At 66.1% G+C, this 17,428-nt stretch carries 13 protein-coding genes and 1 pseudogene; 10 read left to right on the plus strand and 4 right to left on the minus strand.

The window, feature by feature from the left end; genetic code table 11:
- Positions 1 to 16: 16 nt before the first annotated feature.
- Entirely contained in the window at positions 17 to 1,687 is a 1,671-nt protein-coding gene (locus B0F77_RS18385) for a recombinase family protein (RefSeq protein ID WP_211293863.1), read from the minus strand.
- 364 nt (positions 1,688 to 2,051) lie between these two features.
- On the opposite strand from B0F77_RS18385, the gene B0F77_RS18390 reads away from it, so the two are divergent.
- Positions 2,052 to 3,272: a hypothetical protein gene (locus tag B0F77_RS18390; protein WP_143466797.1), complete on the plus strand. Its 1,221-nt coding sequence runs from the start codon at positions 2,052 to 2,054 to the stop codon at positions 3,270 to 3,272.
- 17 nt (positions 3,273 to 3,289) lie between these two features.
- Here the strand turns inward: B0F77_RS18390 and B0F77_RS18395 are convergent, their stop codons facing one another.
- Both B0F77_RS18395 and B0F77_RS18400 read right to left on the minus strand, forming a co-directional pair.
- The gene (locus B0F77_RS18395; protein ID WP_086664150.1) at positions 3,290 to 4,156 is read right to left on the minus strand and encodes a DNA methyltransferase; all 867 of its coding nucleotides are present in this window, start codon (positions 4,154 to 4,156) and stop codon (positions 3,290 to 3,292) included.
- The gene (locus B0F77_RS18400) at positions 4,153 to 4,896 is read right to left on the minus strand and encodes a hypothetical protein (protein WP_143466798.1); all 744 of its coding nucleotides are present in this window, start codon (positions 4,894 to 4,896) and stop codon (positions 4,153 to 4,155) included. Before B0F77_RS18400 ends, B0F77_RS18395 begins: the two co-directional genes overlap by 4 nt.
- Before the next feature lie 384 nt (positions 4,897 to 5,280).
- Here B0F77_RS18400 and B0F77_RS18405 point away from each other — a divergent pair, with 384 nt between their 5' ends.
- The 9 genes and pseudogenes from B0F77_RS18405 (at position 5,281) to B0F77_RS18445 (ending at position 16,310) form a co-directional block, all read left to right on the plus strand.
- Positions 5,281 to 6,141 (plus strand): hypothetical protein, encoded by an 861-nt coding sequence (locus tag B0F77_RS18405; protein WP_086664152.1) that lies wholly within the window; start codon positions 5,281 to 5,283, stop codon positions 6,139 to 6,141.
- Positions 6,132 to 6,500: a pilin gene (locus tag B0F77_RS18410; protein WP_143466799.1), complete on the plus strand. Its 369-nt coding sequence runs from the start codon at positions 6,132 to 6,134 to the stop codon at positions 6,498 to 6,500. The genes B0F77_RS18405 and B0F77_RS18410 overlap by 10 nt, the downstream gene beginning before the upstream one ends.
- A gap of 3 nt (positions 6,501 to 6,503) precedes the next feature.
- Complete coding sequence (locus B0F77_RS18415; RefSeq protein WP_086664153.1) at positions 6,504 to 8,234, plus strand: TrbL/VirB6 family protein; 1,731 nt, start codon at positions 6,504 to 6,506, stop codon at positions 8,232 to 8,234.
- Entirely contained in the window at positions 8,231 to 9,229 is a 999-nt protein-coding gene (locus tag B0F77_RS18420) for a PrgI family protein (protein WP_086664154.1), read from the plus strand. Before B0F77_RS18415 ends, B0F77_RS18420 begins: the two co-directional genes overlap by 4 nt.
- Entirely contained in the window at positions 9,226 to 11,037 is a 1,812-nt protein-coding gene (locus B0F77_RS18425; protein WP_086664268.1) for a VirB4 family type IV secretion system protein, read from the plus strand. Before B0F77_RS18420 ends, B0F77_RS18425 begins: the two co-directional genes overlap by 4 nt.
- 10 nt (positions 11,038 to 11,047) lie before the next feature.
- Positions 11,048 to 11,805, plus strand: a pseudogene (locus B0F77_RS50890) (GP88 family protein).
- Between the two features lie 9 nt (positions 11,806 to 11,814).
- The gene (locus B0F77_RS18435; RefSeq protein ID WP_086664155.1) at positions 11,815 to 14,298 is read left to right on the plus strand and encodes a DUF8128 domain-containing protein; all 2,484 of its coding nucleotides are present in this window, start codon (positions 11,815 to 11,817) and stop codon (positions 14,296 to 14,298) included.
- A gap of 14 nt (positions 14,299 to 14,312) precedes the next feature.
- A complete protein-coding gene (locus B0F77_RS18440) occupies positions 14,313 to 15,341 on the plus strand; it encodes a replication-relaxation family protein (RefSeq protein WP_086664156.1) in 1,029 nt (342 codons plus the stop codon).
- Positions 15,342 to 15,344: 3 nt separating this feature from the next.
- Complete coding sequence (locus B0F77_RS18445; RefSeq protein ID WP_086664157.1) at positions 15,345 to 16,310, plus strand: C40 family peptidase; 966 nt, start codon at positions 15,345 to 15,347, stop codon at positions 16,308 to 16,310.
- Between the two features lie 119 nt (positions 16,311 to 16,429).
- Here B0F77_RS18445 and B0F77_RS18450 read toward each other — a convergent pair whose 3' ends face one another.
- The gene (locus B0F77_RS18450) at positions 16,430 to 17,422 is read right to left on the minus strand and encodes a DUF4238 domain-containing protein (RefSeq protein WP_158102741.1); all 993 of its coding nucleotides are present in this window, start codon (positions 17,420 to 17,422) and stop codon (positions 16,430 to 16,432) included.
- Positions 17,423 to 17,428: the final 6 nt, after the last annotated feature.

Raw genomic sequence — 17,428 nt, forward strand, 5'->3', positions numbered from 1 at the left:
GCGCTAGCTTGAGGTGCTAGTCCCCGAAAGGGGGTGGGGGTTCAAGTCCCCCCTCGGACACAAACAGTACGCCCACGGGTGGTTCAGGTTGAGATTCGACCAGAACCACCCGTGTTTTGTCGTTGTAGGTCAATTTCACGCCGAGCTTCCGATAGACGTCGAGCTTGTCGTCCCTCTCGGCGGCGTTGAGGACCTTCAGCAGGCCACCTAGGTTGCCGACGAGTTCCTTGATCTCCGCGGGCCGCATCCGTTCGGTCGCAGCCGCCTTCGCGCCAAGCGCCGCGAGTCTGCCTTCCAGCAGCGCCTGCTCGCTCTGCACCTCGCGACTCCACCCGGCTACGAGCACCGGATCGGCACCCGCCTCGAGCGCCGCACGGTGCCGTGCCAGTTTCTTGCGGCATTCCTCGAGGCCCCGCTGAATCTCCGCGTTTGCCGGAGCTGCGTCTCGTTGAGCATCTGGTTGTGCATCTGCCATCGCGGTCAGCGAGTGCTCCACCCGCGCCGGGTCGAAGACCTGCGACAACCATTTGTCGAGCGGCTTGGTGAGTTCGTCCTCGCGCAAGTAGACGCTCAGTCCATGCTCGATCTGGTTCGCAATGGCGTACTCGTTCGGGAATCGGCAGCGGTAGTACGGGCTGCCGTGATTCCACGTGCCCTGCATCCGCCGCTCGCACGACTCATGGAAGACCAGGCCCTTCAGCGCGTAGCCGTGCACCTTCCGCGCGACGGCTCGACCGGTCGACTTCGGCCCTCGAGATGCGAGCCGAGCGCCCACCAGTTCGAAGTCAGTCTTCGACACCAGCGCGTCGTGCACCGGCTTGTCCGAGAAGACCCACTTCTCCTTGCCATTCCACTTCATCTTGGTCTCGTGGCCGAGCGCGACGTCGTCGACGTCGATCAGCGACTCCTGCTTCCGCTGCTTGTTCCACACCTCGTGGCCCGTGTAGCGCGGGTTGACCAAGATCGCGCGCACCGCGCCCTTCGACCATGCGATGCCGGACCGGTGCAAGTTCCGCTTCCGGTCGTAAGCGGACGGGCACAGCACACCCTCGTTGGTGAGCCGCTGCGCAATGGAGAAGATGCCGTACCCACCGAGGTACTCGCGGAAGATCCGGGCAACCACGGGTGCCGTGATCGGATCTGGCGCCAACCCGTGGAGCCGCTTGCCGTCCGCAGCCTTCGCTGGGTTCGGATGGGGACCGAGGTCGATGATCTGGTAGCCGTACGGCGGACGGCCTCCGAGGAACCTGCCCTCGACCTGCGCTTGTGCAGCCATCGCTGACCGCACGCGAATCTTGATGCGGCTCCGCTCCCCCTTCGACATGCCGCCGAACACCGACATGATGAGGTCGTGCGCCTCGGACTCCGGGTCGATCGGCCCGCCGACCTCGGGCACCCAGAGCTCAACGCCGTAGTGCGCGAACACCGGATAGGTCAGTCCGTACTGATTGCCGTAGAACGCGCGTTGCGGCTCACCGATCACCACGGCGTCGAAGCCGCGGTCCGGGTCCTTCAGCAACTCCAGCAGCTTCGCTGCCTCGGGCCGCCGCTTCCACGGAATCGACCGGGACTGCCCCACGTCAAAGAACTCGACGACGATCTCGCCGTGCCGTTCGATCAGCCCGCGCGCCCGCCCCAGCTGCCAGTTCCGCGACGCCTCCGGGTCCTGCTGGTCCTCGGTGGACACTCGTCCCGCGAACGCGAACCGCTTCATCACGACGCCTTCTCCTTCCCCGGCGCCAACGGACATTGGGATGCGGCGCCATCTCGTCGAGCCGCCACGTTGAGCACGAGTCGCAGAAGCGCGGCAGCGGCATCCGGGTTCAATATGGGCGGATCGCTCGGTACGTCTACGCGCATCGGGTCGTCGCTCGCCTCTGTCATCTGCCCGGCCGTTCGACGCTAGCACCGACGAACCCATGATCAACAATTCTACGAATGCCGCTCACCATTCTGGGTGAAATCGTCGGGGTACCTCTGCCCCGAACCAACACCGCCACACAGACCTGCCAGTACCCCTTGGGGCCTGCACTGCAGGGCACAATGCCTGCATGAAGGCGCCATCGCCGTTGTTCGCGGATCGACCGCTTCGAGACGAACTCGACCAGCTGTGGCGGGACATAAGCCAGTGGATAGGCAGGCTCTCGCCTCGCGCTCTCTTGAACGCCACCGACGCCGATGTCGTCGGCCAGTTGATCAGTTCGGCAGCGTTCGAGTGTCCAACTCTTCGAGAGCCTCGCTTCGATCGCTACGACCCGATCGAGGTCATCCAGCACATCCAGGACATCAACGGGGCGAGAGATGTCGCAGTCACACAATTCACGTTGACTGTTCCGTTCGACGGCGACTACCGGGTCTTCCAGCTGACACCCACCTCGGGGTCCGCTGATGCGCCCCAAGCAGTCCTCGAACCTTCCGAACTCCGTGTTGTCACAGACCGCTCTGCCGATCAAGACGCCACTGCGATGCGTGCCGCCTTCGACGACCAGCTCAACAGGATTCGTGAGCTCCTCGCCGACGCTGAGTCCGACATTGCCAACCACCGAAGCATGGTCGAAGCGGAACTGCCCCGGCTTGTCGCCGAACGAAGAGCCAAGTTGCTCGCAGATCGCGAACTCCAAGCGAGCATCGGGTTCCCGATCAGCCAACGCGAAGACGCCAATGCCCACGCGGTGCCGATCCGGCGTCGGCAAGTCAACTTCGAAGCCGGCGTAGGTAAGCCGACCGGCGAAGGTGACGGACCTGAGCCGACACTCCTGTTCAAGGACTACGAGGCGACGCTGACAGTCCTGCACCACATGCGCAGCGCATTGGAACGCAGCCCATCGACAGCACGTCACCTTCTTGAGGAGCAGGTTCGAGACGTTCTTCTCATCGGTCTCAACGCGCAGTTCGAGGGTGCGGCCGCCGGCGAGGTCTTCAACGGTGCCGGCAAGACCGACATCCTCATCCGAGTCGACGACCGCAACGTGTTCATCGGTGAGTGCAAGTTCTGGAAGGGCCCGAAGACGATCCCGGACGCGCTCGAGCAGCTTCTCGGCTACCTGGTGTGGCGCGATACCAAGGCAGCACTGCTCCTCTTCATCCGCGACGCCGACGTCACCTCCGTCATGGCGAAAGCCGTGGCCAAGGTCGAGGAACATCCGAACTACAAGAGGAAAGGCAAGCACGCGAACGACGAGCGCCATGACTTCGTGCTGCATGCGTCCGGTGACCTGACCAGGGAGATTCACCTCGCGCTTCTCCCGTTCGTCATCGGAGCGAAGGAGTAGCTCACGCTGGTTGACGCTCATGCCGCTCGCGCCCGCCCGGAGCACTCGACACCGCTGACGGCGGTGCGAGCAGCTTCCTCTGAAGCCAGCCTCCAGTCGACAGCGCCCGCGACCGCGAGTTCGGCGTCGTGGGCGAGCTGGAAGGCAAGCACCTCATCATGTGCATTGACCGCCCGCAGCAGACCTGCGCCTCGGGCGCGAGAAACTGCTCGGCGCTCGGCAGCCGAAGTGCGTGTCGCGACACGATCCCCACGCACGTCTGCGGTGAGTGCGATGCAGCGCTCGACCGGTACAAGCCCGGCGTTGCTTCCTGCACCGATGAGCGGGGTGGTCAGGTCGATCAGCGCACCGTCTGGGCTGCGGCGAGGGCGTGCCACGATGACGACGTACCCGCCTGGGCGCAACAACGGTTCGCAGTACCTCATCGTCCTGGCGAGCTCACCGATGGCGGACTCGGCGCGAGCGCTATCCGGACCTGTGCGCAGTGACATCAGAACGAGTCCGACCCGCCCGATCAACCCAGCTGCTCGGATCGTCGCGAGCATCTTCGGCCGAGCTTCGAGAACGGAGCCGTCGCACCAGGCGCCGGCTGCCTTCGTGGCGGTGACGTTGGCTCTGGCGAGAGTCCACCACTGCTTGCGGGCCGTGAGTCCGAGCGCGTGCCGACCGGCGCGCAGCGCTTCAGTCAAGACGGTGCCCGCGCCGCAGTTGGGGTCGAGTACGAGGTCGCCTGGGCGCGTGTATGCGGCAATCGCGTGAGCGGCGGTGGCAGGTGGAACGCGCTCGCTGTCGAACTCGGTGCCGAGTACACAACCGGCCTCACGCAACTGTGCACGCGGTCCGCGCTGCCCTGTAAGCCACACCGACGTGGCGCTGTCATTCATCGACGGTCGCCTCCCGGCTCAGCAAGGGCAGCCGGGCTGGGCGACCGTCCAAACACGAGAAGGTCGTCGTGTACCTGGGAGTGCCAGACCGGCCCTACGGCAGCGCGCTGGAGCTCCCGAAGAGGTACACGCAGCAGCGCGATCCGGTCGAGGTAGCGCAGTCCCGCATCGTGTGCGGCGCGCACCAACCGCTCTGCGGGGTCGATGAATCGGCCACCGGAGCGAGCACCGCGAGTGATGACGGCCAAGGTGCCAGCGGGATCGAGCATGTCGACCCAATTGGACGGGCAGAACCAGTCGAGCATGCTCGGATCGGCCGCGGCGAGTACGAGGTCGTAGCGGTCCGGTGTGGATTCAGAGTCGACCGGTCCGACATCGTGTTGCTCAGCGCTAGGCGCGATAGCCGTGTGCGTCTGAACGCTGCGGCCGAGTCGGACGACGGTCCAGCCCGCCTCATGGAGTCCGGCGTAAGGACCAAGCTCGGACTGCCTACGGACCGATGTCACCGACGACGTGAGGTGCGGCGCTGGCTGGAGCAGGAGCACGCGTTGACCCGGTTGCGTGTAGGTCGTCACGGTCTTGGCGACCGCGGTCAGCAACCAGTTGGCCAGCAAACCGGTGCCTTCGCAGAGGTCATCCTGGCCGCATGGCCAGATGGTGTTCGGCTGCGCCGGTCGAGCGGAACGTCCACCGCGACGTAGCGATGGTCTGCGCACTTGGGAGTTGCGAGCCGAAATCATCGCCTATCTCCTTTGCCGAGCGATCCCAGGTTGTGACACGCCTTAACTCCGCTATCCACGCGGATTTTGGACAGTCGAACCCGACGAGATTCACGCGAATCAGGACAGCGCCCAGATCCGCCACACACCGAGGCACATCGCTACTAGAACCGAACTAGCAGCGGACCAAATCTGCTGGTCAAGCCATGATTGACTATCAGAGCCAGCGCTGACCGCAGGTGCTGGCCGAAACCTTCGTCGCGGAGAAGTCGAGCAATCTAGCCAAATATTAGTAGCATTCCGCGACCTTCTAGTCAGCAATTAGCAGCGCCGTGGTATTTGCGTGGTACCGACCGTGGCGTCATGGCGTCGTTGTTTCCGCATCGACACCACAGGAGCCACGTCATGGCACCGAAATCTGTCATTCGCAGCAGCGACGACTACACGTCCAACTCGCTGGACATCGCCCGCGACACCTTCACCTGGCTGGTCACCGGACCGCATCCAGTGTCGCTCGACGGTCGCGACTTCGAGGGACTGCCGAACCGCGAACTCCCGCTGGACGAGGTCCGCGACCACCTGCTTGCACGCAGTTGTTCTCAGTCGACGAAGGACGCGGTGTGGGCGCACCTGGTGCTGCGCTCCCGCACTGAAGGAGCCACCTGGACGGTCGCCGCGGTCGGGGTCGCGTTGCCCGCGCTGACCTCCGTCGCGGCCACGCTGTCCGCTCGGTTCGCCGGCGATCCGGCTGACGTGCATGCCGAAGTTCTGCGCGGCTTCCTCGCCGCGCTGGCGACCATCGACCTGCATCCGCCACGAATCATGCTGCGACTCCGCTGGGCGGCTTACCGGTCCGGGTACGACGCGGTCACCGAAGCGCTAGCGAGTCCGATTCCGGTCGCGCAGGGGTTCCGTTCCGCTCCACCACACGCGCCTTGGGGACACCCGGACCTCGTCCTCGCCCGCGCCGTTCGCGACGGAGTCCTGACTCAGACCGAAGCCGCGCTCATCGGTGCGACCCGGCTGGAAGAGGTGTCCGTCCGCGACTGGGCAGCGGCGCACGAGGTGAGCGAGTGGGCGGTCTACAAGGCTCGCAAGCGCGCCGAAGTCCGGCTCGTCGCGTACCTGCGTGATGACGGCACCGAGACCGAAGCGGAAGAGAAGTCCGCTGCGCGCGTGTCCAAACCGGACGCGAAATCCGGAGTTCAGGGCTGCGGGACAGACCCGCGTTCAGCCCCGTCTTCGGAGGTGCCCCGATGCGCCTGATCGAACGATCCACCGCGCCGACACGCTCGCACCGACAGGCGCGCGTACTGCTCGTCCAACTCGTCGCCATCGCGCTGCTCACGTCAGCCTCGACGGCTCACGCCGACACCTCGGCCATCGCCCTGGCCGGGTCCGTCGGCGACGTCCTCAACAACATCCGGAACTGGATCATGGGCATTCTCGCGGGCCTCGCGACCGTGTTCCTGACCATCGGCGGCGTCCGACGCGTCGTCGGTGGCGGCGATCCCGGCGAACAGGAGAAGGCCAAGGAGTGCTTCAAGTCCGCGGCTTGGGGCTACGGCCTCGCGGCGCTCGCGCCACTCGTCGTGGAGATCCTCAAAGGGATCGTGGGGGCCTGACCAATGGCCGCCGGCACCCCGTCCACGTTCCGGCTGCGGCGCTGGCGTGTGGCCTTGTTGCTCAGCATCGTCGCCGTGTTGCTCGGCCTCGCGACGGCCACCGCCGTCGCGCAGCCGACCACTCCCCCGACGCCGTCTCCGTCACCACCGTCTACGACGTCTCCGCCGCCAAGCGTCAACGTGCCGCAACCGGGAAAGGCTGACTCCGAGTGCGGCATCACCGACCTGAGCGCGTGTGTGCGCGACGGTTTCAGCTCGTTCGTGAACATGTTGGTCGGCGAGTCGCTGAACTGGTTGCTCCGGTTGCTCGGCGACACCTTGCTGTCCACTCCGACGCTCGACCAGTTGCCCCGCATCGGCGAGATCTGGGAGCAGTCGCGGCTGCTCGTTGTCGCCGTGTACTCGCTGCTGGTGTTGGTCGCCGGAATCCTGGTGATGAGTCACCAGAGCGTCCAGACGCGACACTCGATCCGCGAGATCGCGCCACGAGTCGTGGTCGGCTTTCTCGCGGCGAACCTCAGCCTGTTGCTCGCCGATCAGGCCATCAGGTTCGCCAACGCCGCCTCGTTGGCGGTGCTCGGAGACGGGTTGGATCCGGAGAGCGCCGGGCGAGCGCTGTCCGAATTGCTCGTGGCGCTGGTGGCCACGTCGTTGGTCGATGGCGGACTTTTCGCCGGACTGCTGTCGCTCGCTCTGGCGATCCTGTTGATCGGCCTGCTGATCGGCTACGTCGTCCGAGTCGGGCTCACGGTCCTTCTGATTGCAGGCGCACCTCTGGCCCTGATGTGTCACGGACTGCCCCAGACCGAAGGCGTGGCCCACTGGTTCTGGCGCGCGGGAGCAGGCGTGCTCGGCATACAGGTCGGGCAAAGTCTCACGCTCATCTGCGCGCTGAAGGTCTTCTTGCAACCAGGCGGCTTCAACTTCTTCGGCAGGCCGAGCTCCGACGGCATCGTCAACCTGATCGTCCTCATCGCGCTGGTGTGGATCCTGGTGAAGATCCCCACCTGGGTGATGCAGCAAGTCAAAGTCGGTGGTGGCGGCCGTTCGTTCCTCGGCGGGCTGGCGCGTGCGTTCGTCTTCGGCAAAGCCATGGCGCTGATAGGTGGTGGACGTTTCGCCGGCGTTGCTGCTCACGCCGCGAAGCGCTCGGCCGGGACCGCACGTGCTTCGGCGGCAGATCCTCCGTGGCCACCTCAGCCTCGCTTCCCTTCCACCCCTGAGGTGGTCACCAAGCGCCTCAAGGAGGCATACGACGCAGAGCGGCTACGCGCTGCCCGACGGACACGGGTGCCGTCCCAGCAGCCGACGTTCCTGCAGCCGCAGCCTCAGCAAACCGTTCATGAACCCGCGGTAGTGCCCGCAGTTGCAGGGCCGACGAAGCCGGAGTTCAGCTCGGCGCCTGAGCGCGTAGCAACCGGGCCGCGAGGAGGCTCGCGGCCGGGATCGCAACCGCTGTTCCAGGCCGCTGGAGGTCCACGCCGACGCGGTGCCGTTCCGCCGCCGGCACGCCCGATCCGAGTGGCGTCCGTGCCGACGCAACTTCGGTTCCAGCCAGCGGTCAAGCCCGCACCGCAGACGCCTCCACGCCCTCAAACGTCTGCTCCCGCCGCGCCCGTGTTCCAGCAGGCACAGCCGGAACCTCGGATCGGCGACGCCCGTCAGCGCGTCCACTCCGTTCCGCCTCCGCTGTTCCGTGCGCCGAAACCAGCGCCTGCAGGTGAGAAGAAATGAGCCATCCCGTGAGGATTCCCGCCGACGTCGACCGCGAAGACCGGGTAATCGGCCCCCTGACCGCACGCCAGCTGCTCATCCTGGTTGTCACCGGGATGGTGTTGTACGGGACGTACACGTTGACCCGCGGACTCGTTCCTCCCGCGGTTTTCCTGGTCGTCGCGGTTCCGATCGGAATCGCATCGGCGTTCCTCGCGCTGGGACAACGCGACGGCATCTCGCTGGACCGGTTGGTGCTGGCGGCACTGCGGCAACGGCTGAGCCCACGGCATCGGGTGTCCGCTCCCGAAGGCGTTCTGCAGGTGCCCGAGTGGCTGGATCACGTATCGGACGAGCGGCAGTCGACTGCTCAGCCCGCCGAACTCCGGCTGCCTGCCGAGGCGGTCACCGACACCGGCGTCATCGACCTCGGCAAGGACGGTGCTGCCGTCGTCGCGGTCTGCTCGACCATCAACTTCAGCCTTCGCACACCGGCCGAACAGGAGTCGCTTGTCGCGTCGTTCGGACGATACCTGCATTCGCTGAACGCTCCGGTTCAGGTGTTGGTGCGCGCGGAACGGCTGGACCTGTCCGGGCAGATCGCCGAGCTCAGGGACCAGGCCGGCGGTCTGCCGCATCCCGCTCTGGAACAGGCCGCGCGCGAGCACGCCGAGTACCTCGACCAGCTCGGCCGTGCGACCGAGCTGCTGCGCCGCCAGGTGCTTCTGGTCCTGCGCGAACCGCTGGTCACAGCCAATCAGGTCGACGACGGCGCCCGCCGAGCTGCTGAAGCGAGGCTGATGCGCAGGCTCGGCGAGGCGGTCGAGCTGCTCTCGCCGTCGGGGATCGTGGTCACCCCGCTGGACACCGGACAAGCCACCGCGGTGCTCGCCGCGGCGTGCAATCCCGACAGCTTCCTGCCACCGAACTCCGGTCTCGCGGGTTCGGACGAAGTCATCACGAGCGTTCCGGACGAGTGCTGGAACAACGACCTTGGGCCGAGGTGGACCTCATGAAGACCAAAGCCAAGCGCCGCAGCAGTTCCAGCTCGTTCACGCCGGACGCCCTGTCGGTCCATCCCCGAGCCCTGGAAGTCGGCGGCGAGTGGGTCGCGTCGTTCGCGGTCGTCGGCTACCCGCGAGAGGTTCACCCAGGATGGCTCCAGCCCCTGCTCACCTACCCCGGCCGGGTCGACGTCTCGCTGCACATCGAACCTGTCGACCCCGTTACCGCCGCCGACAGACTCAAGAAGCAGCTGTCGAAACTGGAGTCCGGGCGTCGGCACACCAGCGAGAAAGGACGGTTGCTCGATCCTCAGGTCGAGGCGGCGACCGAGGACGCCTACGACATGGCAGCACGAGTCGCCCGCGGCGAGGGCAAGCTCTATCGGTTCGGCCTCTACCTGACCGTGCACGCGGCGACCGAGGACTCGCTCGGCGACGAGGTGGCCGCGGTCCGGTCGCTCGCAGCGTCGTTGCTCCTGGACTGCAAGCCGACGACCTACCGCAGCTTGCAAGGCTGGGTCACGAGCCTGCCCATGGGGCTGGACCTGGTCGGCATGCGCCGCACCTTCGACACCAGCGCTCTGTCGTCGGCATTCCCGTTCACCTCACCGGATCTGCCACCACCGGACCCGACTTCGGTCGGTGCGCCGAGCGGCGTGCTGTACGGCTTCAACATCGGAAGCCAGGGACTCGTGCACCACGACCGGTTCGCATTGGACAACCACAACTCGGTGATCCTCGGACGATCTGGTGCAGGCAAGTCGTACCTCGTGAAGCTGGAACTGCTGCGGTCTCTGTACCGCGGCATCGAAGTCCACGTCATCGACCCTGAAGACGAATACTCCCGGCTCGCTGGCGCGGTCGGCGGTACGTACGTGCAGCTCGGTGCCGAGCACGTCCGACTCAACCCCATGGACCTGCCGGTCCACACCCGGCCAGACGGCCGACGCACCGCACCTCGAGACGCGCTCATCCGCCGCAGCCTGTTCCTGCACACCGTCATCTCGGTGCTCCTCGACAGCGAGCTCACCGCGTCCGAACGCGCCGTGCTGGACAAGGCCGTCGCGTCGACCTACCAGCGCGCTGGCATCACTTCTGATTCACGCACCTGGACCCGACCAGCACCACTGCTCTCCGACCTCGCCGACACCTTGACGAACAGCGGCGATCCCACCGGAGTCGACCTCGCCGCACGATTGCACCCGTACATCACAGGTGCGTTCTCCGGATTGTTCTCCGGCCCCACCACAACGCGGCCTGAAGGACACCTCGTCGTCTTCTCACTGCGGGATCTCGCCGACGAGCTCAAGCCGATCGGCACCCTGCTGACGCTCGACGCGGTCTGGCGACAGGTCTCCAACCCGGCGATCCGCAGACCACGCCTGGTCGTGGTCGACGAGGCCTGGCTGTTGATGAAGCAACCCGCCGGCGCTGAGTTCCTGGTCCGCATGGCCAAGGCTTCGCGCAAGCAGTGGGCCGGCCTCACGGTGGCAACACAGGACACCGCCGATGTGCTGGGCACCGACCTCGGCAAGGCGGTCGTCGCCAACGCAGCAACGCAGATCCTGCTGCGCCAGGCCTCCCAGGCGATCGACGAGATCACCCGCACGTTCGACCTCTCGATGGGCGAACGCCAGTTCCTGCTCTCCGCCGACCGCGGTCAAGGGCTGCTGAGCACCGGCACGCAACGGGTGGCATTCCAGTCCATCGCTTCACCGGTGGAGCACCACCTCGTCACGTCGGACCCAGCGGAGCTCGCCGAGTACGCCGAGGCCTCGCCCGACCTCGAGAACTCCTTCGTCGACCTCGACGCCGCCTAGCCACCTGGGGATGCTCATGTCCGCTCGACTGCTCACCCAGAACCGCGAGATGCGCCAGATCGGCGTGTGGAACTGGTCCCTCCCAGCGTGGGCAGGTCGGCTGCCTGACGGCCGCACCTACAACACCTGTCCGAGCGCCGGAATCTGCGCGCAGGTCTGCTACGCCCGCCATGGCACCTACACCTGGCCCGTCGTACGTGCCAAGCACGAGGCCAACCTGACGTACGTCCTGGACGACCTGCCCGGCTGGAAGTCAGCGATGCTCTCGGAACTCAACGCGCCCAAGTTCCGCGGCCGCTGGATCCGGATCCACGACTCCGGCGACTTCTTCTCCGACCTCTACCTGCAGGCGTGGCTGGACATCTGCAGGGCGCGCCCGGACACGAACTTCTACGCCTACACCAAGAGATTGCGCGATTCCGCGCGCTCGTCGAACCGGATCCGCCGCCGAACTTCCTGTGGGTGTACTCGTACGGCGGCACTCAGGACGGCGCGCTCGACCCGGCTGTTGACCGCGTCGCCGACGTCTTTCCCAACGAGGAAGCCATCGTGGCTGCCGGGTGGACGTCGCAGGAAGCAAGCGACCTGTTGGCAGTGCTCGGTCCACGGTTGGTGGGTGTGCCTGCGAACCGCATTCCCTTCTACCTCAAGCGGTTGGCAGGCCGCCGGTTCTCCGAGTGGCAGGCCGAAGTCGATGTCGAACGGACGTCTCGCCGTCACCTGAAGCTCGTCGTCGACAACACCCGTCCACCGGCGCAGGCAGCCTGAGGAGGCTCCATGTACCCCGTCCTGCTGATCACTTCACCGGTTGGCGACTACCTGCGGGATCCGCTCGGCGCGATCCACAGGCTGTTGGACGACCTCCGCGACACCGCCCTCACCTGGGGACCGATCCTCGGGCCTGGGCTCGCAGGTCTGCTTTGCGCTGTCGTGGTGGCACGGCGCTGGTGGCTCCGACGGCACCACGCGCGCTTGATGGCCAATGCACGGCTGATCACCGTGCTCGCTCCTCCAACCGTCGACCCGGCAGGAGCTATCACGGTCTGGTCGAACCTGGTCGGGCTGCTGCGACCAGGCTGGCTGCGCCGCTTCGCCGGGCAGCCGCACGTCACCTTCGAGTTGACCTTCACCGACGACGGCGTCCAGATCGCCCTTTGGGTTCCCGGCGTGGTGCCGCCCGGCATGGTCGAGCGCGCAATCGAAGCCGCCTGGCCCGGTGCGCACACGCGCACCACTCCGGCCAAGCCTCCGATTCCGATCACCCCACCTGCAGGGCAGCACATCGAAGCTGTCGGTGGCGAGCTGCGGCTCGCGAGATCGGAGGCGCTGCCGATTCGCACCCAGCATCCAGCCGATCCGATCCGCGCGATGCTGGGTGCTCCGGTCGGGCTCGGCGCGCACGAACGAGCCTGTGTGCAGATCCTCGCTCGTCCGGTCGCCGGGCACCGGGTCGCCAAAGCCCGCAGGGCAGCAAGGCGCGTGCACGCCGGCGGATCCGTCCACATCGTTGGCCGCCTGCTCGACCTCATCACGCCGGGCCGAACCTCGAAGCCGTCAGGCTTCGGGCACCAACGAGGCCTGGATCGGCAGTCCACTCTGGAACATGCGGCCCAGGACCGCGCTGTCGTGCAGAAGCTGCGGGCGAACCCGTTCGAGACCCGCATCCGGTACGCCGTGGCCACCACCGTCACCGAAAACTCCAGTGCCAGCAAGATTCGTGCGGTGCGGGAAGTCCTCCGTGGGCGCGGTCACGCCATCGCCTCAGCGTTCGCCGCCTACTCCGAGCACAACTACTACCGCCGGGTCCGACTCGGCCGTGATCCCGTCGCCATGCTGGCCGAACGCAGGCTCGGCAAGGGCGACCTGCTCTCGGTCCCAGAGCTGGCCGCGATCGCGCACCTGCCGATCGACGACGCCACGCCAGGACTCCAGCGAGCAGGCGCGAAGGCAGTCCCACCTCCGCCAGGCATCGCAACGGCCGGCGACCAGATCAAGCCTCTGGGACGGTCCGACTCGGGCCACTCGCGTCCAGTCGGCCTGCACGTCGCCGACGCCCGGCATCACCTACACATCCTCGGCGCCACCGGCTCCGGCAAGTCCGAGCTGATGGCCCGCTTGATCCTGGCGGACGCCGAAGCCGGCCGTGGCGTGGTCGTCATCGATCCCAAGGGCGACCTCATCACGGACATCCTGATGCGCCTGCCCGAAGAGCTCGGCGAGAAAGTCGTGCTGTTCGACGCCGACTCGCACTCCCGGCCGCCAGTGCTGAACCCGTTGGAAGGCGAGGACAAGGCTCGCGCAGTCGACAATCTGGTCAGCATCTTCTCGCGGATCTACGCATCATCGTGGGGGCCGCGCACCGACGACATCCTCCGTGCCGGACTGCTGACCTTGACCGCGATGCGGGGCACGCAAACCCTGGCCGATCTGCCGAAGCTGCTGACCGTGCCCTCCTTCCGCCGGATGGCCTGCGACCAGATCGGCGACGAGGTCCTGAAGGGTTTCTGGACCTGGTACGACGACCTGTCCGAGGCCAGCCGTGCACAGGTGATCGCACCGCTGATGAACAAGGTTCGCGGCTTCCTGTTGCGTCCGTTTGTCCGCGCCGCCATCGCAGGCGGTGAATCCACGGTGGACATCGACGAGGTGCTCAACACCGGCGGCATTTGTCTGGTACGCATCGCCCGCGACGCTCTCGGGATGGAGACGGCGAGGCTCGTCGGCTCGATCATCGTGGCACGCACCTGGCAGGCGGCCACCCGCCGAGCTCGCGTTCCACAGCGTCAGCGTCGCGATTGCAGCTTGTACATCGATGAGTGCCACAACTTCCTCAACCTCGCCTACCCGCTCGAAGACATGCTGGCCGAGGCACGTGGCTACCGGCTCTCCATGACGCTGGCGCACCAGTACCTCGGCCAGCTTCCGACGGAGCTGGAAGAAGGCATTAGCACGAACGCCAGGTCGAAGATCTTCTTCAACGCCTCACCAGAGGACGCCAGGCGCTTGGCCCGGCACACCACGCCTCGACTGAGTGACCACGACCTTTCCAACCTCGGCGTCTTCCACATTGCGGCACGGCTCGTTCTCGGTGGTGAAGAGGCCCCTCCGTTCACCGCGATCACCGAGAAGCTGCCGCCCGCGATACCTGGGCGCGCAAAGGCGATCCGCAAAGCGGCCAAGGTCAACACCCGTCCGCGTTCATCTGACAACGCCGCTGACCATTCCGCGCCGCCTATCACCGATCCCCGTCGCGCTGCATAGCGAAAGGCGTACCTGTGATCACCAACCCGACTCCTCAGCGAGCGTTGCGCGGCCACATGCCGAAACGGCCCACCCCGCGAGCGGCAACTACAGGGGAGCACCACGCACGGCTCGCCAACCGGCTCACCTTCCGAGACCGGTGGTTGGCCCGGATGCTGTACGAGCACAAGGTCTTCACGACCCACCAGATCGTCGAGCTCGGCTATCCAAGCGTGCGTGCGGCCAACCACCGGTTGCTCGACCTGTTCAAGTGGCGGGTCGTCGACCGGTTCCAGCCGTTCGTCGACCTTGGCACCGCCCCTATGCACTACGTGCTCGACATCGCTGGCGCCGTCGCCCTGGCCTACGAGGACGGCATCGATCCGAAGGCACTCGGCTACCGCCACGAGGACGCCATCGGCATCGCTCACTCGCTGCGGCTGGCCCACACCGTCGGGACGAACGGCATCTTCACGAGCCTGGTTGCCGTGAGTCGGCAACCAGGCGCTCATGGACGTCTGACGGCGTGGTGGTCAGAACTGCGCTGCAAGCGCCTGTTCGGCGACATGGTCCGCCCCGACGCTTATGGCCGGTGGCGCGAGAACGGGCACCAGATCGAGTTCTTCCTCGAGTTCGACTTCGGCACCGAGGACCTAGACACGCTCGCGAGCAAGCTCTACGGCTACGAAAAGCTCGCTCTGGCAACGGGAATCACAACGCCCGTCCTGGTGTGGCTGCCCACGAACCGACGAGAGGCCAGCGCCCGGAAAACACTCGCGAAGGTCCTGTCAGGGCTGGATCGGCCAACGCTGGTACCGATCGCGACCAGCACCGCGCAGGCGACAAGCGTGGTCAGCGAGAACACACCGGCGGCTGCGCGATGGTTGCCGGTCGCCGAGTCGGCGACGCGACGCCCCGGCCGGCTTCGTCTCGCCGAGCTCGCTCAGCTGTGGCCGTACGCAGAACCACCTGGCGCCGCAACGCCGACGGTCCTCGCCCGGCAAGAACTCGCCCTGCCCGATCCCCTTCCACCTGCACCAACGGCCAGCCAATTCCGGAGGTGACAGGTGAAGATCGCTCTCGCCGCAATAGCTGCCGTCCTCGCACTTCCATTGATCCTCGGCGGCATCGGACAAGCCGTCGTGAAGGCCTTTTTCGGCGCCAGCAGCACCCAACCAAGCTCAGAAGCGCTCGCCGACATCCCTCCCGACTACCTCGCCCTCTACCGAGCGGCGGCCCCTGCATGTCCAGGCCTCGACTGGTCGATCCTCGCAGCCATCGGCAAGATCGAGAGCAACCACGGCCGCAGCACCCTGGCCGGCGTCGCCGACGGAACCGAGAACTTCGCGGGTGCCCGCGGACCGATGCAATTTCTTCAGCCCACGTTCGACGCGGTCGTAAGGCGACACCCGCTTCCGCCCGGAGGCAACAACCCGCCCTCGCCCTGGAACAAGCACGATGCCATCTACGCCGCTGCTCACTACCTGTGCGACTCCGGAGCGCCGAGGGACGTCCGCAAGGCGATCTTCGCCTACAACCATGCGGACTGGTACGTGAACGACGTGCTCGAACAGGCGAGGAGGTATAGCGACGCGCTCGTTGGCATCGGCGACTGCAACAACGTTCAGGCACCGAACCGCGCCGCCATCATCGCGATCAAGTTCGCGTGCGAGCAGCTCGGCGAGCCGTACGTGTGGGGAGGCAACGGCGAGACGGGCTGGGACTGTTCGGGGCTCACCACAGCCGCCTACGCCGCCGCAGGGATCCATCTGCCCCGCCACACCCAGGCTCAGTACAACGCTGGGCCGCTCGTTCCGCCTGGACAGCCGCTCATGCCCGGCGACCTGGTTCTCTACGGCACGCCTTACAAGGTCCATCACGTTGGCCTCTACATCGGCGCGGGCAGGATGATCCACGCGCCGACGTTCGGCCAACCCGTCCAGATCAGCCCTTATCGATGGGATGGCGACGACTACCTCGCGGCGTCCCGCCCGACCAACGCCACTGATGCTGTGGTTTCCGCCCACTCTTGAAAACTTTCCCGCCTGCAGAGAACTCCAAGATTGGCCTGGTGGTCCCGGCGTCGTACCCGTCCTTCACCGGCGCTGCCCCCTTCGTCCGGGCTGGAGGCGGGGCCCTGATTCTGCCGCTGCTACTCCAAGAGTGCGGCGAGGTCGTCAGGGCCGAACCCGGCATCCAGGAGCACCTGGCGGTCGTCTTCGGTGATCCAGCCCCACAACTGGGCGTGAACCACGACCTCGCGCTCACGCGGCTGCGGCAGATCGAATCCGGTGAGCGGTGCATCGTCGGGGTGATGGAACAGGAACCGGCGGGCGCTGTTCACAGTGCAAGAGTTGCTGTAGAGCGCAGTGGCGGCGACACCCGGCCAGCGAACATCGCGCCCCATGGCGGCGAGTTCTTGCGGCACAGTAGACGGCAGGTACATGGCAAGCGAGTGGTGGCGGGTCATCGGGATATGTATTGCCATCGCATTCTCGATCCCCGTCCCTCTACCTGTCCTCATCATCTCCTCGTTTGGAACGAGGTAGACCGGGTGGTCGGAGGTCGCGAGCGCCTTGCGCTCGAACACCGTCAGAATCCACCAACGGTCGAGGAGTGATTGTGTGACTCGAGGCAGCATCGTGCCGAGATGCTGCATGTGATGGTTCGCGTGTGCTTCTGCGCGAATCGGGTTCTTGAAGAACCCAACCCACTCCCGGTTCACCGTATCGTCGTCACAGGGCTCTCCGGCTGCGCTCAGCGCCTCTCGCAGCCTTGTCCGGCCGCCGAGGATCACTTCCAGCAGGAGGTGGTGCGTCGCCAACTCACTCATGGAGTTGCGAACTTTGCTCCCGCGCAGGAGTTGGAGCGCGACCCACGCAGCCACGCTCTCTCGATGCTCATCGCCGAGCGGCCATACCCCTGCCGCTACTTCCCGCCACGCCGCAGCCGCCTGACCTTCCACAAGTGAAAGGGCTCGCTCTGCCGCGTCACTCTGCTGTCCCGCTTGGTCGATCACGGTGTAGAAGTCCGTCTGAACGGACGCGTCGCCGATACTCTGCGGAAAGCTGCGGTCGCCGGGGAGCATGACGGTCGTGAGCCGCTCGTTGTCGTTCGCGAAGTAACGCAGATAGAACTTCGACACGACGTG

It is taken from the genome of Lentzea kentuckyensis (assembly GCF_002150765.1).
GTDB classification, from domain to species: Bacteria; Actinomycetota; Actinomycetes; order Mycobacteriales; family Pseudonocardiaceae; genus Lentzea; species Lentzea kentuckyensis.